This is a genomic window from Shewanella sp. POL2 (assembly GCF_000282755.1).
Taxonomy (GTDB): Bacteria; Pseudomonadota; Gammaproteobacteria; order Enterobacterales; family Shewanellaceae; genus Shewanella; species Shewanella xiamenensis.
Map to the genome: position 1 here is coordinate 76878 of NZ_AKZL01000007.1, position 13770 is coordinate 90647.

At 45.7% G+C, this 13770-nt stretch carries 14 protein-coding genes; 4 read left to right on the plus strand and 10 right to left on the minus strand.

The window, feature by feature from the left end; genetic code table 11:
- Positions 1-11 precede the first annotated feature (11 nt).
- From SHEWPOL2_RS03155 to SHEWPOL2_RS03180, 6 genes are read right to left on the minus strand one after another with little or no spacing between them, the layout of a single operon-like run.
- Positions 12-707 (minus strand): HupE/UreJ family protein, encoded by a 696-nt coding sequence (locus SHEWPOL2_RS03155; protein WP_011711695.1) that lies wholly within the window; start codon positions 705-707, stop codon positions 12-14.
- Positions 697-3840 carry a CusA/CzcA family heavy metal efflux RND transporter gene (locus SHEWPOL2_RS03160; RefSeq protein ID WP_037425999.1) on the minus strand — a complete coding sequence of 1048 codons (3144 nt, stop codon included), beginning with the start codon at positions 3838-3840 and terminating at the stop codon, positions 697-699. The genes SHEWPOL2_RS03155 and SHEWPOL2_RS03160 overlap by 11 nt, the downstream gene beginning before the upstream one ends.
- Before the next feature lie 11 nt (positions 3841-3851).
- Positions 3852-5096 carry an efflux RND transporter periplasmic adaptor subunit gene (locus SHEWPOL2_RS03165; protein WP_037426003.1) on the minus strand — a complete coding sequence of 415 codons (1245 nt, stop codon included), beginning with the start codon at positions 5094-5096 and terminating at the stop codon, positions 3852-3854.
- Between the two features lie 8 nt (positions 5097-5104).
- Entirely contained in the window at positions 5105-6388 is a 1284-nt protein-coding gene (locus tag SHEWPOL2_RS03170) for a TolC family protein (protein WP_037426006.1), read from the minus strand.
- A gap of 13 nt (positions 6389-6401) precedes the next feature.
- The gene (locus SHEWPOL2_RS03175) at positions 6402-7382 is read right to left on the minus strand and encodes a M56 family metallopeptidase (protein WP_011711699.1); all 981 of its coding nucleotides are present in this window, start codon (positions 7380-7382) and stop codon (positions 6402-6404) included.
- A gap of 8 nt (positions 7383-7390) precedes the next feature.
- Positions 7391-7768 carry a BlaI/MecI/CopY family transcriptional regulator gene (locus tag SHEWPOL2_RS03180; protein WP_011711700.1) on the minus strand — a complete coding sequence of 126 codons (378 nt, stop codon included), beginning with the start codon at positions 7766-7768 and terminating at the stop codon, positions 7391-7393.
- 87 nt (positions 7769-7855) lie between these two features.
- On the opposite strand from SHEWPOL2_RS03180, the gene SHEWPOL2_RS03185 reads away from it, so the two are divergent.
- Positions 7856-8206 (plus strand): DUF3147 family protein, encoded by a 351-nt coding sequence (locus SHEWPOL2_RS03185; RefSeq protein ID WP_037426010.1) that lies wholly within the window; start codon positions 7856-7858, stop codon positions 8204-8206.
- A 239-nt stretch (positions 8207-8445) separates the two neighbouring features.
- Here SHEWPOL2_RS03185 and SHEWPOL2_RS03190 read toward each other — a convergent pair whose 3' ends face one another.
- The 4 genes from SHEWPOL2_RS03190 to SHEWPOL2_RS03205 all read right to left on the minus strand — a co-directional run bounded on the left by SHEWPOL2_RS03190 (position 8446) and on the right by SHEWPOL2_RS03205 (position 11061).
- Positions 8446-8856, minus strand: coding sequence for a hypothetical protein (locus tag SHEWPOL2_RS03190; protein WP_037426013.1), 411 nt, complete (start codon positions 8854-8856; stop codon positions 8446-8448).
- A gap of 29 nt (positions 8857-8885) precedes the next feature.
- A complete protein-coding gene (locus SHEWPOL2_RS03195) occupies positions 8886-9488 on the minus strand; it encodes a DUF2913 family protein (protein ID WP_037426016.1) in 603 nt (200 codons plus the stop codon).
- Positions 9489-9582: 94 nt separating this feature from the next.
- On the minus strand, positions 9583-10494 hold the full coding sequence (locus SHEWPOL2_RS03200) for a DNA replication terminus site-binding protein (RefSeq protein WP_226060510.1): 912 nt from the start codon (positions 10492-10494) through the stop codon (positions 9583-9585).
- Between the two features lie 240 nt (positions 10495-10734).
- On the minus strand, positions 10735-11061 hold the full coding sequence (locus SHEWPOL2_RS03205) for a hypothetical protein (RefSeq protein WP_037426021.1): 327 nt from the start codon (positions 11059-11061) through the stop codon (positions 10735-10737).
- A gap of 161 nt (positions 11062-11222) precedes the next feature.
- Here SHEWPOL2_RS03205 and SHEWPOL2_RS03210 point away from each other — a divergent pair, with 161 nt between their 5' ends.
- From SHEWPOL2_RS03210 to SHEWPOL2_RS03220, 3 genes are all read left to right on the plus strand, one after another.
- On the plus strand, positions 11223-12371 hold the full coding sequence (locus tag SHEWPOL2_RS03210) for a GIY-YIG nuclease family protein (RefSeq protein WP_037426024.1): 1149 nt from the start codon (positions 11223-11225) through the stop codon (positions 12369-12371).
- Between the two features lie 179 nt (positions 12372-12550).
- A complete protein-coding gene (locus tag SHEWPOL2_RS03215; RefSeq protein WP_037426029.1) occupies positions 12551-12754 on the plus strand; it encodes a hypothetical protein in 204 nt (67 codons plus the stop codon).
- Between the two features lie 16 nt (positions 12755-12770).
- Positions 12771-13394: a hypothetical protein gene (locus tag SHEWPOL2_RS03220; RefSeq protein ID WP_037426031.1), complete on the plus strand. Its 624-nt coding sequence runs from the start codon at positions 12771-12773 to the stop codon at positions 13392-13394.
- Positions 13395-13770: the final 376 nt, after the last annotated feature.

Below are 13770 nucleotides of genomic sequence, written 5' to 3' on the forward strand. Positions count from 1 at the left end.
CTTATAATCGTTTAGTTGACGAAATAGCCTGTGAGCTGATAACCCATCAGCATCACCCCTACACTCATCAGAGCGGTGTTAGTCAGCGTTGAAAATCGTTGAAATGAAGGGAAATGACGCCAGGCATTTATCACAATCAAGATGATGGCCAGCGCAGCAAATTGTCCGATCTCCACCCCAATATTGAATGCTAATAAATTTGTAAATAGGCCTTCCTGTGACAACTGAAACTCCTGTAATTTGGTTGCCAGTCCAAAGCCATGGAACAAACCAAAGACCAACACTGCTATTTTGGTATTGGGTTGCCAATTAAAGCAGCGCTTAAATCCCCCCAAGTTATCAAAACCTTTATAGATCACTGATAAGCCAATAATCGCATCGATAAGATAGGCGTTAACTTGCAAATCGGTCATTACACCAAGCAATAATGTGGTGCTGTGACCTAGGGTAAACATGGTCACATACAACAGCACATCTTTGCTGCGGTACAAAAAGAAGATCACACCCACGAGAAACAATAAGTGGTCGTAGCCCGTGATCATGTGCTTCGCCCCAATGTACAAAAAGGGGATAAATTGCACGCCTTGGTTTTGTTCTAAAAAGGCGCGAGTATTGTCGTCCACCCCATGTGCCATGACATCAATACTCACCAAACCTATTAATCCAACCATCAGCAACAAGCTGATGTTTAATAGCTTATTTGGCATCCGCAATCTCCATTACTTCTACTTCAGTCAAAATCGACTCCTTTTCTTTATGTAAAATGCGATATAACGCTGGAATAACAAACAGCGTTAACAGGGTTGATGAAATAATTCCCCCAATCACAACCGTTGCCAGCGGACGTTGGACTTCTGAACCGATACCGGTATTGAGTGCCATTGGAATAAACCCGAGTGATGCCACTAAAGCCGTGGTTAACACTGGACGAAGCCTTGTTAGTGCCCCCTCAAAAATTGCCCTATCGAGCCCCATACCTTCTTTACGTAATTCGCGAATAAATGACACCATGACAAGACCATTTAAAATCGCGATACCAGAGAGGGCGATAAAGCCCACTGCGGCTGAGATAGAAAAGGGAATGTCCCGTAACAATAATGCGGCAATTCCGCCCGTCAGGGCTAAGGGGACGCCAGTAAAGATAATCATCGCATCCTTGAAGGAGCTAAGGGCGAGGATCAATAAACCGACAATCATCAACAGGGTCACAGGCACAACAATACTCAAGCGATGCGATGCCGATTGTAATTTTTGATAGGTGCCTCCGTACTCCACCCAGTAACCTGCGGGAATATCCACTCTTTCCCCGATAACGTTTTGAATATCAGCGACAAAGCTACCTAAATCCCGTCCACGTACGTTGGCGGTGACCACCATGCGACGTTTCCCATTTTCACGGTTAATCTGGTTAGCACCAGAAACCAATTCCAAGGACGCTAATTCCTGAAGTGGGATGCTATGCCCGTCGGGTAAGGAAATCGGTAAATAACGTAAGCCGTCCAGATTTTGCCTACGTGATTCACCCAGACGTACAACAATGTCTGAGCGAATATCTCCTTCATAGAATTTACTCGCCACAGTGCCGCCCATTGCGGTTGCCACTTGAGACTGCAACTCGGCCATACTTAAGCCATGTTGCATCAGCTGTTGACGTTTCGGAATGATATTCAGCATAGGCAAACCTGTTGTCTGCTCCACTTGCACATCGGCAATGCCATCGACCTGAGCGATAGCTGCCTCGATTTGTGCACCAAGCGAAGTGAGCGTATCGAAATCATCACCAAACACCTTAATTGCAAGCTCCGCCCGGACCCCTGCAAGCAGCTCATTAAAGCGCATTTGAATAGGCTGTAAGAACTCATAGCGGTTGCCAGGGATAGGTTCCACCATCGCCGCCAACTCTTCTACAATTTGCTCCTTCGATTTATTGGGATTTGGCCACTGCTCACGAGGTTTTAGGATAATAAAGTTATCAGCCACACTCGGAGGCACTGCATCGGTCGCCACATCCGCAGTACCAATTTTGGCAAATACCCTTTCAACTTCAGGCATTTGCTTAATTTTATCTTCTAGAGTTTCTTGCAGGGCAATCGCCTGACTCAGTGAGGTGCCAGGAATACGTAGGGCATGCATTGCAATATCCCCCTCATCCAAATTAGGGGCAAATTCACTGCCTAATTTCGTCGCTTGGTAACCAAAAACGGCGACCAACAACGTGGCAGCAATCACCACGACCCAGCGACCTTGAATTACCCAGTTTAACGCAGGGCGATACAAGGCGCCTGCACCACGGATAAGCGGGCTATGCTTCTCCTTCACTGGTTTCTTAAACAGCAAGGCAATGGTTGCTGGCACAAAAGTCACCGACAGCAACATGGCACTTAACAACGCAATCACTACCGTAATCGCCATCGGGTGGAACATTTTGCCTTCTACACCTTCTAGTGCAAAAATCGGCAAATACACGGCGGTAATGATAAATACACCAAATAGTGCGGGGCGAATGACCTCACGGGTAGCTTCAAACACGAGCTCTAGACGTTCTTTTAACGGTAAAGGATCGTCTCCTGCCTGACTTAACCGTCTCAAGCAGTTTTCAACAATAATGATCGCGCCATCGACTAACAAACCAAAGTCCAGAGCGCCTAAACTCATCAGGTTCGCGCTAACGCGGGTTTGTACCATGCCGGTAATCGTCATTAACATAGCAAAGGGGATCACCAGTGCAGTTAAAAATGCAGCCCTAAAATTCCCAAGCAGTACAAACAACACCACAATGACCAGTAGTGCGCCTTCTAATAGATTGGTCTGCACCGTTTGTAGGGTTTTATCCACTAACTTAGTGCGATCATAAACTGCTGTGGCGACAATCCCTTCCGGCAGGGTCGCGTTGATTTCTTTGAGTTTCTCACCTACAGCATGGGCAACGGTGCGGCTATTCTCACCAATCAACATAAACACGGTACTCATGACCACTTCGCGGCCATTTTGAGTCGAAGCACCGTTGCGTAGCCCCTGACCATTTTCAATATCGGCCACATCTTTAATGGTCAGCGCACTGCCTTGCGTTGATTTGAGTGGGATATTGCCAATGGCCACAATGTCTTCGGCTTGGCCTGGCATTCTCAGTAACCACTGAGCACCGTTTTGCTCAATAAAACCTGCGCCTTGGTTCTGATTATTCTTGGCTATGGCATCGACAACATCGGCTTGGGTTAAACCAAAGGCGAGCAGTTTTTCCGGTTTGAAAGCGACCAAAATCTCACGCTCAAAGCCGCCGATAGGGTTAACTTCAACCACCCCTGGCACACGCATGAGCTGCGGCCTAATTGTCCAATCATGTACCGTGCGTAAATCCATTGGCGTGATAGGCGTTCCATCGGCATGGGTAGCATCTGGCAATGCATCCACGGTAAACATAAAGATTTCACCTAAGCCAGTCGCAATAGGGCCAAGCTGTGGTTCAAGCCCAAGCGGCAGCTCGGAACGTGCCGCCGATAAACGCTCATTGACTAACTGACGGGCAAAATAGACATCCGTCTCATCACTGAAAATGGCCACCACCTGTGATAAGCCATAGCGCGATACCGAGCGGGTGTAGGTTAACCCAGGCAAGCCTGCTAATGCGGTTTCCAAAGGGAAGGTCACACGCTGCTCGATTTCAAGTGGCGTGTATCCCGGCGCTTCGGTATTAATCATCACCTGCACATTGGTGATATCCGGTACGGCATCGATGGGTAATTTAGTGAAATTCCATAGCCCTAATCCCGCAACGGCGATTACCATCACTAACACTAAGAATTTGCGCTTTATCGAAAAGCGTAAAATCGATTCCAACATGACTCGAACTCCTAGTGATCGTGTGATGCGCCAGACTTTTCAATGTCGGCTTTTAAGATGTAGCTATTATTGGTCACGTATTCAGTACCAGGCTTTAAGCCACCAAGCACTTCGACCCACTCACCGTCTTGACGGCCAAGCTCCAGCATACGGACTTCGTACTGCTCTCCGACCTTAGCAAAGACGACGGTAAAATCACGAAACCCTTGTAATCCGACTCTTTTAACCGCCAATGGCACCTCAATGGTTGCGACTTCAATACTGGCATTTACAAAACTGCCCGCAGTCAAAACCCCGATAGGATCGGCAAGTTTGACCCACGCAATACGGGCTTGATCGTCACGAACCTCTGGTTCAATAAAGCTAATGGAACCTTGATAGGTTTCCTCCACACCCTCGACGTTGATAGTGACAGGTGCACCTAAGATGACGCTTTGATAATCAATGGGGTACACAGCAAGCTTAGCGATATAGTGACTGTTATCGGTCAGTGTCAACAACTGACGCCCTAGGGTTTGTTCTCCATTGTTGGCGAACAATGCTGACACCACGCCATCGGACGGCGCTTTAATTTGATAGGGTTTTAAGCTCTCATTACTTTCTACAGTCAAAAGGGTTTGCCCCTTTTTCACCCTGTCACCCAGTCCAACATGTAACCGGGTAATTTCGCCGTCAAAACGTGCCGCAATTGCACGTTGCGTCCCGACGGGTAGCGCCAATGTGCCATAGGCTGGGATGGTTTGATGCAATGTGGCAGGGCCTGCAAAACCAGAGTGAATCTCCATCGCACTGGCAACAGCCTGCTCGATAGTGGTACGGCCTTCAAAGTTGTCATACTGCCAACGGTATGTTTTACCTTGGTATTTCGCCTCAATGGTGACGATAAACGAATGGGGTTCATAGATCTCCATATCACCACGGAGAAAATCACCCTGCGCATTAAAGCGAATGTCATCCACCACATTGCCTAAACGGGTCAATTTCACACTCAAATCGACGGTCTTAGGATCGAGCGGTTTCCCCTCAAAGCTCGTCCAAACACGGAACTCAGGGGGAACGCCCGTTTCAAAAATGGCGAGCTCTAGTGCAAAATCGCCCTCACGCAGCATACGTCCACGATGCGGCCCTTTTTCGGGTTCAGCTTGCTCGGCAACGGGCGCTGAGGATGCCATTAAAGGTGTTGAAGCGACGGCATTAATACCCAGACTGAGCAGTATCGCCAAACTCAATGACGAAAAGGTGTTGTTATTCTTCATAGGTAATCTCACTGAGAAATGGATGTGCCCGTTAGGCGTTGAATTTCAATGTGTTGTAAATGCAAACTTTCAAAGGCATCCAGCAACTGATATTGAGCACTGAGTAATTCCCGATACACGTCATTGTATTGGTTGTAGCTGAGCAGACCTTTATCAAAGGCATTGCTTGCCTCAGACAGAGCTTTTTCAAGGGTTGGCACTATGTCACTGCGCACTGTATCGATAACATGTGCAGAATGTGCCATTTCCTGTAACAGCACATACAACTGGGCATCCTGAGCCTGCATTAATGCGTTTTGCTCATTGGCGAGTACATCTTGCTGTGCTTGTAAGGCGGCTATGGTTCCCGCATTACGGTCACTTGAACCCCAAGGGATAGAAATACCCGCGACTAAGCCAAAATCATCACTCGCCTCATAGCGCCTCACGCCAGCGGTCACTTGCCACTGCGGCTTAGCTTCTATTCGTGCGAGCTCCATTTGCGATTGAGCAATGCGTTGCGCAGTCGCAAACTGTTGAAAACGAGGATGCTTTTTTAACAATTTAAGCTGACTGTCAACTGATGGCACAGCAGGCATATCAAGCAGATTGCCGTTGAAACGATAGGATGCCTTAGGCTTTCCCCACTGTGATGCCAATTGATATTGGCTGGCTTTGAGTTCATGCTCGATATCTTCGACGGCCAAGCCACGACGGATAAGCTCAGCCTTTGCCAACTGTGTTTCAACCGCAGAACTCTTTCCCGCTTGCACACGTTTAGCAACGGTTTTGACAACCTCTTTTGCCTGCTTTTCTGCTATCAGATTGAGCTTGAGGCGTTCTTGCTTCACTAACAAATCAATAAAATGTTTAGCCACCTGTGAAGACAAATCCAAGGCTTTGATTTGTTTTTCTATATCTAATTGAGTGGCCTCTGTTTTAGCCGTGTTAACACGACTATCAATCAAATCTTGTTGCAGTAACCATGAAAAACTGAGCGTAGATTGCATACTTTTCAGAGCACTGTGTTCACCAGTACCCAGAGCATCCTCAATCATTAAACCTATTTCAGGCCGCTCACCGACACTTGCCTGCTGTATTCGCCCTTCCATCACGCGCTGCTGCGAGTTGAAAATCTGTAATTCTGGGTGTTGCTGAAGTGTCAAAGTCACAGCATCGGCTAAGGTGAGTGTTTGTGGCGCTTCATTCGATACCGCAACGGCAGGGAATACTAAACACATTCCTAGCACAATGGAGGAAAACCGATAGCCAATCGGTTTTTTAGTTCTGACGTTAAAAAGCAAGTCTCTCATTCCCAATCCTTAATTAATGGGTGAAGAAGGTTTCGATAATGTGGTGAAGGCTATCGACAGTTGAAGCGGTTAAAAGTGGGACGATGGCTAAGAATAACAACGTTAAACCGATCGCCAATCGGGAAGACGTTAACCTAGGTTGAATCAGTCGCTGTACTCGAACACTGGTTTGATCGTTACCGAAATAACTTGTCTGTAAACCATCACAACCAAGAGTTACGCTTCGCTGCATTCGAGCTACATTTATCAAGGCTTGAGCGACATCTAGATTGTCATGCTCAGTGGTCACAGCATGATCTGCAAGCTGTTCAGTCAACAGGGTAAAATGTCCGATTAAATTGCGTTTGGCCGCTTTCGGATAAAAACCAGCAAATGCAGCAAAGATGACTTTAAATAAAGGGTCTCGAGCCACGACATGCGCCATTTCATGTCGAACAATAATATCGAGTTGCTGTTCTGTAACCTTTTCTTGCAATCCTGTGGTCAGGTAAATCTTAGGGGACACTAGACCTGTGGTGAAGGCCGCAGGAATTGCTTGTGCTAACGAATAATAGCGCTGCTGAGTTATAGTCACCTGAGGTTGGATCTCTGATAATCCAATCAGAGATGCCATTGTTGATGATTGCTTTTTACGTACATAAATGGTCGAGATCATCGACCATATCAAATAACCGAAGGCCGACAACAAGGTAAAAGCATGCCAACTGCTGAAGCTAAAGATGTCGACGTGATGCCAATGAGCGAATTCATTTAACCAAGCAGTAGAAAACAACTCTTGCTGCCTTGGCCAGAAAAAGGCAGCACAGCTTATGGCTACCCACCAAGGTACAGTAACCAAAGCCCATAGGATAACTTTACGTAACCTAAAAGTAAGATGCTCGAATCTTGGCAAAGTTAATCGTAGGGCGATCGAGATGCACGCAACACTGATAGCAAATGCCAGCACTGCAACACTCAATAAATTTAGTGCTATCGCTAAATCGCCAACAAACATAACCCTAATTATCCTTTCCGAAGTTTACGTTGTTCTTCAATTAAATGTTCTAGCATATCGAGTTGGGCATCATTCAGATTAGCTGATGCGGAACTAAATGCCGCAATGAGACTATGCTCACCTTCTTCGACAAAGTCGCTAGTGATATTGGTAATAAGTGTAGCGATCAACGCTTCTCGGTCCACTTTTGCCCTGTAAAAATAGGCATGTCCTTGCTTGGTTCGACTCAGCAATCCTTTTTTAAATAAGCGTTCTAAAGTGCTCTGAATGGTATTAAGAGAGTTCCCTCTAGAGACACCAAGCACAGCATGTACTTGCTTTGCATCAGCTTCAGATTCTGTCCACAGATGCTGCAAAACCTGTTTTTCTAGTTCACCTAACTGCATAACACTTTTCTCTTTCCATAATGAACGATATAGTGACAGAATAAAAACCGATAGGCAATCGGTTTTTCTATTCAAGGAGAGGACACTATGGGCTGGTTAATTACGAAGTATCTGATCACAGCTGCTATAGTCGTCGCCGCTTCTGAGCTTGCTAAGCGCAGCGATAAACTAGGAGCGCTCATCGTCGCGCTACCATTAGTCACTATTTTGGCAATGATTTGGCTCTATGTTGAAAAACAGCCAATGGAGAAAATAGCAAACCACGCGTGGTACACATTTTGGTATGTTGTACCGACTTTGCCTATGTTTTTGATCTTTCCCTCTTTATTGCAGCGCTTTGATTTTTGGCCATCCTTACTCATTGGTGTAGTGATAACCGTACTTTGCTTTGGGCTGTTTGCACTGCTCGTAAAATTATTTGGGATAAATTTAATCTGAAAGCACAGTATTCTTAATGAGAGGGGCACTCTTTCAGATTACTAAAATTTGGTCAATCAACGATTATTTATTATGACTTTTTGAAGGCGGCTAAATCGCTTTGGGGCAAAAATGTGCTAACTCTTAATCCGCACATTCACCAAAAGAGCCAAAAAATATCAAACTATTATATAAACGCACAAAGGATTCATAGAGTTAAGTCCAATAATTTACACATTTGGACAATATCACACGCTATATTAATTGTGAATGTCATCTGGCATTACTTTGTTGAGGATATACAAGAAAATCGCCGCCGAAGTGCAGGTGACAACTACGGTTCCAATGCCATAAATAAATAACGAAATTAACGTGCTAACAAAAAACACGTTTTGAATAACCATCGCCGGAAATGTATTGGTATTATCCATTTTAGTTGTGACCAGTAATGTGGCAAGCGCCAGAAAAGCAGGGGTGTGAAACTCAACAAGCCCTTTATCACTTAGCATATACAACCCAGCCGCCATAAAAGCGAAAGCGGCGCCTGACCGGAGTAAAGGTATTGCGTGATTATGTCGATAAGGGAACATCATCCACAACGCCCAAAAGAAGCCTAAGCCGGATAAGTTGCGTACAACATCATGTAAGGTAAGAGAGGATAATTGAATCATAGCGAGATTACCTTTCAGCTATTTTTGCACTATTGAGCATCCATCCAATGAGCGCTATCGATGATAAAAATGTCTGCAGTGTTGTTTGTTAAAACCACACATTCAATCAATTGATAATCTGAGTTAAACAACGTCTTAAGTGCAATTAAATTGTCCTCTGAAGTGTAGCGATAGTTAATTATCATCGGAGCTATTTGCCGGCCATCTTCATTGAAGCAATTCTCAATCTGCACTCGGTTAAAACGTATCTCGCAGGCATTGTGATCCACTGTCACAGGTTGTTCACTGGTGCTGAATTGGATTGGCTCTTTGATAGCATCAATCGCAGTGACCAACCATTCAGCGAGCGCCATCATCCTGTCGTATTTGACACTGGAGCTGTTGATAACCGATAACATTTGATTAATGCAGGCTTCCATGTCCTGCCCTTGGCGCCCAAGCAGGATGACACGCTTAACATGACTCTTAATTTCACGGCAAGCCTTGTCATCGACAAATGGCTTTAACCTTTTAATCAAAATCTCATTGCGGCGCTGAACAGGAACAAATCGGCCTGATTCTGCGCAGGTGAGATAGAGGTGCATCTGAGCAGAGCGAAACACTGTCTTAAGCTGCTCTTCGTAACTGTTCATCTTTTTAAACCTTTCAAATTAAATTGCTTTAGGCACTGTATTACTTCGTGAAAATTACGCAAAAATTGAGGGGGTCACTCTCCGTTTGCGGTCTTTAATTCCTTGCTTCATAGCTGGAGCCATTAAAGGATCCCAGTGGCGTAACTGCTTGCTTATCGGCACGAGTACCGCGCTTAACTGAAGCATCAAACGTAGTGAGCGGCTTGATCTCCAACGGCTCATTTTGCAATACGATAAGCGGCATCGTAGCGGTAACCGTTTTCACCTTCCCGTTAATCATGAGATTGGCCACTGGCTGCGGTTGAATATCCCGACGCGCCCGAATCATAGCTTCTGGGGTGCTCAAGATGTTCTGCTTTAACAGCAATAGCTGACTTGGGCATTCATCGCCAAGGCGCTTAATATCCGCGTTCAGTCGCTCAAGCAATTTGTCCTTATCGACCTTCGACACCACATCTTTGCATAACCAGCTGAACCGCGCCGAGGTCATGGGTTCGTCAAAGCAGCGGATTTGGCGATAGATATGTAACGCCATGACACCAGGGCAAACCTCGCGTAGTTTCTCAAATCTGTCAGCACGGGTGCTGTACTTGGTGGTGATTTCCTTCTCGATGGCCGTTTTAGCCAAGTTAATCCGGGCAATGACATCCATAACTTTGTTAGTGACTAACGGCGATGTGGAGTACCAAAGCACCCCAGGCGTCCTACGAGCTGAGCGCTGCGAGTAATCAGGATGAATGTGTAAATCACCGTAAGCGAGTTTGGCATTCGTTACTGCAGCCAGACCCAGTGTTTCGCGTACCGAAATCACCGTCACCGGCTCGCGCACTTTCTCAGCCGATTTCATGACGGGCGGTACAGGTGTCACGCTGGCACGGACAGGGGTATTCGAATCAAGCAGGTGATTGAGCTCCTGCAATGAGGATTGGATCACTTCATAGCTATCCGATATGATACACAAAGCCATCACCTTAAAGTATTTCTGTTGCTGTCTTACTGTAACCACTTTTAGTCCATCATGCAATGTTGTTGACTAACAAAGATAGGTGTACACCCCCACCCTCTGAGTACCTTGATAGATAGTTACTCGTGCATATCGAGTGGTGATGGCCATATTCAAGAAAATGAAAGAGATATTTTAGATAAGCCTAGGGGCGCCGTGATCTTGGAAATATTTGCCAAATCAAGCATAGGCTATTGAAAAAGATATAAATAAACCTATTCCATGACTGAAGATTTGATTCGGTTATTGAAGTGGATCGGGTGTGGTATTCTGGGTGATATCTAATCGAAAGTGTGTCTGGCACAGGTCGCAGACAAAGTGTTGTTGGCCAGCTGTTGGGGGGTGGAGTTTTCCATTGCATCCTTGCTTGATGCAATTTCGGAGGTGGCGATTATCTTTCGTTAATTCGGCAGCCATCTCATTCACTTCTCTTCTCATTCTATTATGAGCAGGTTGAATTAATCGAAAAACGTCACTTACTGTGCATCCCATTTCTTTGGCGACTTCCGATGAAGAATTATACTTTTGAAACAGCGCCCAAGCCCTTTCTTGCTCTTTTAGTTCATCCATCTTGCGCTATCTCCAAAGAATGTTGATACCTCACAATAATCCTCTTTAATCTTCAGCGCAATTAGACCGCTGTAAATGATATTGTTTACTGAATTGAGAAGGATTGGACACCATACTTATTTGAGCTATATTTAAATAGGATTCTACTAGGTCAATTAAGTATGCCTTCCAATGCCTTTCTAACCATAGGTAAAGCCGCAGACGGAGAGTTAATCGGTATCGATGCGGTTAAACGCGGTAAATCTGACTTAACCTGCCCCTTCTGTCAGGTGCCGCTTATCGCCGCAAAAGGGAATTTTAAGGTGCATCACTTTCGCCACGACGGTGAGACTTGCCATGAGTCACTGCAACAGCTGCCACAAATACCAGGCTGGGATCACTTTCACCTCTGCGTGCCGGATTTCCTTGTTAATGTCTTACAGAATTACGCCGAAGCCCATCCTGGGGAAGTATTTTGGTATGAACCTAAGCATGTTCGTGATCTGTTAAAGCACAATCTTATTGAGACCGACAGTTACACGGGTAAATATCGACTGACCGATGCCGCGTTAATCATCACCGGCCAACTATCGCTGAGTAAATTCAGCAACTGGTTTCGCCGCCAACTCACAGCCCGGATACATAGAAAATCGCAGTTAGTGGCTAACAACGAACTACATCGAGCACACTTTGAGATTGAGGCTTGGCGCCAACAACAGCTGATGGTAGCCACCACCTACTTATTTGAGTTAACCCTAGACAATGGTGAAGTGATTTATAAGGTGGGCCGGACTCGTCGTGAGGTAGACGTGAGACTAGCTGAAGTTGAATCCGAGATGAAAGCCCACTTTAACCAGGGCATCTGCGCCAAAGTATTGCGGTTAATCCCTAACGGCGGTTATCTGGAGCAGTATGTATTGTATCGATACCGGCTATCAAAGAGAGAGATAGGAAAACATCAAGAATATCTGAGCCTCGATGCGTCAGCATTGAAACAGCTTAAGGCGGCATTCACCCGCGCAGCCAATGACTTAGCCCCCTTCGATAAGGACGAGCGCTTTATTGCATCTGGGCGTTGGCGTTACGAACCCAAGCGATTAGACGCGGTACGCAAAGGGATTAAGCAGACTGTAGAAAGTGGTAGCAGTTTCGGGCGCCCCAAGGGAACAACCAAGGTCGGCAGCGAGGAATGGCGCAAGCAGTATCAATATGTGATTGATCTGTTAGAGGCAGGCAATCTCTCTCAAGAGAAAATCGCCAGAATGACATTTAATAGCACCTCGACGGTGAAGCGAGTTAAACAAGTTATATCCAAGGAAACGCCAGAATAAGCGCGTCAGAGTTTAACGGAATTATCAGGTGTACTCCGTGCTCTTGCTTATTCCTTCCCCCTAGTTTGCATGATGGTCTAAATTGAATTATTTTGGCATCGGTTATATTGGGAATTATCATTTGGTGTTAATGTCTTCCCCAGAATTACATTTGGAAATCTTTTGCTCGGGACGAAACAATGTTACGTGAGATGTTCAACTTCAATAGTGCTAGTGACACAGTGAAAACCTATGTATTGCGCTTACGCCGTGCCAAGCAAATGGAAACACTGGAGGTGATGGTTGAGCGCTTGGAGGCAGATGCCAAAAACGCCGATGAGCGCGCCGACATCGCCCATGCATACAGCATTAGAGAGATGGAGATCTCTAACAGTATTGACTAAGCTTAAGTAACCACTTATGGCAAATGAAGGCTGGTTAGCCGTAATTAGTTTAGGGGTAACCTTAACGTTATTATCGCTATTGCGCGACAGGTTATTTTCCACCATTGGGCGTGGTTTGTTGTTTCGTCTTTATGCGGCCCCGGGTGTATTTGTCCATGAACTCAGTCATGCTCTTACTGCAATTCTGTTTCGGTTTACCATTACCAAAATATCCTTTTTCTCACCACAGCCTGACGGCACACTTGGCTTTGTGCAGTACCAGCACCGACCATCATTAATTAGCCCTGTGTTACGTTTATTCGTCGGAATAGCCCCGCTTTTCGGCGGATGTGCTGTTGTGTGCATACTTAATTGGTTATTCCAGGCGCCAGCCACCATTGACTGGTCTGCACTTTATAATTTCGCCGTTGATGAACCGTTGCGGTTTGGAATCTGGATGTATTTCACTTCTTCAGTCGTGGCTAATGCCGTTCCAAGCAAGTTTGATTTGAATAACAGCTATATTGCTCTGTACTGTCTGTGTTTTGTGATTGGAGCCCTGCCGCTCAGTTACACCCCTCTTTTGAATTTGCTCAGCTCTATCATGGCACTGTGCTTATTGGACCAGCGGGGGCATTTGAACGAAAACCTACGGTTTTGAATCCTGTGGCACCCTCGTAACCGTAGGTTTTCGTTTGATAGCCGTTAATCCCTGTATTTGAGGTTCGGCTGCATTCGGCCGGTAAAAGCGTTGAATTTAGCCACAAAACCTATAACACATTGATAATATGTAGGAATATCAATATTCTTTTTCCACCTGACGTTGGTCGAATCGATGCTTCTCCTTGGCCTGCAGGGTCTTGTGGAAGAACCGACAAATTTGCCAAGTTTGCTCGTTTAGGGGCTGGCAACGATTTCTGCATTTGCAGCCAGACGATCAAAACACATCCATTAAATCGTTATAGCGAACTTTGAAGCTGTTTAAACTGCCCTTGGATCACTGCTTTTTCCTGAAGAATCACCTTATTCTCATCGGT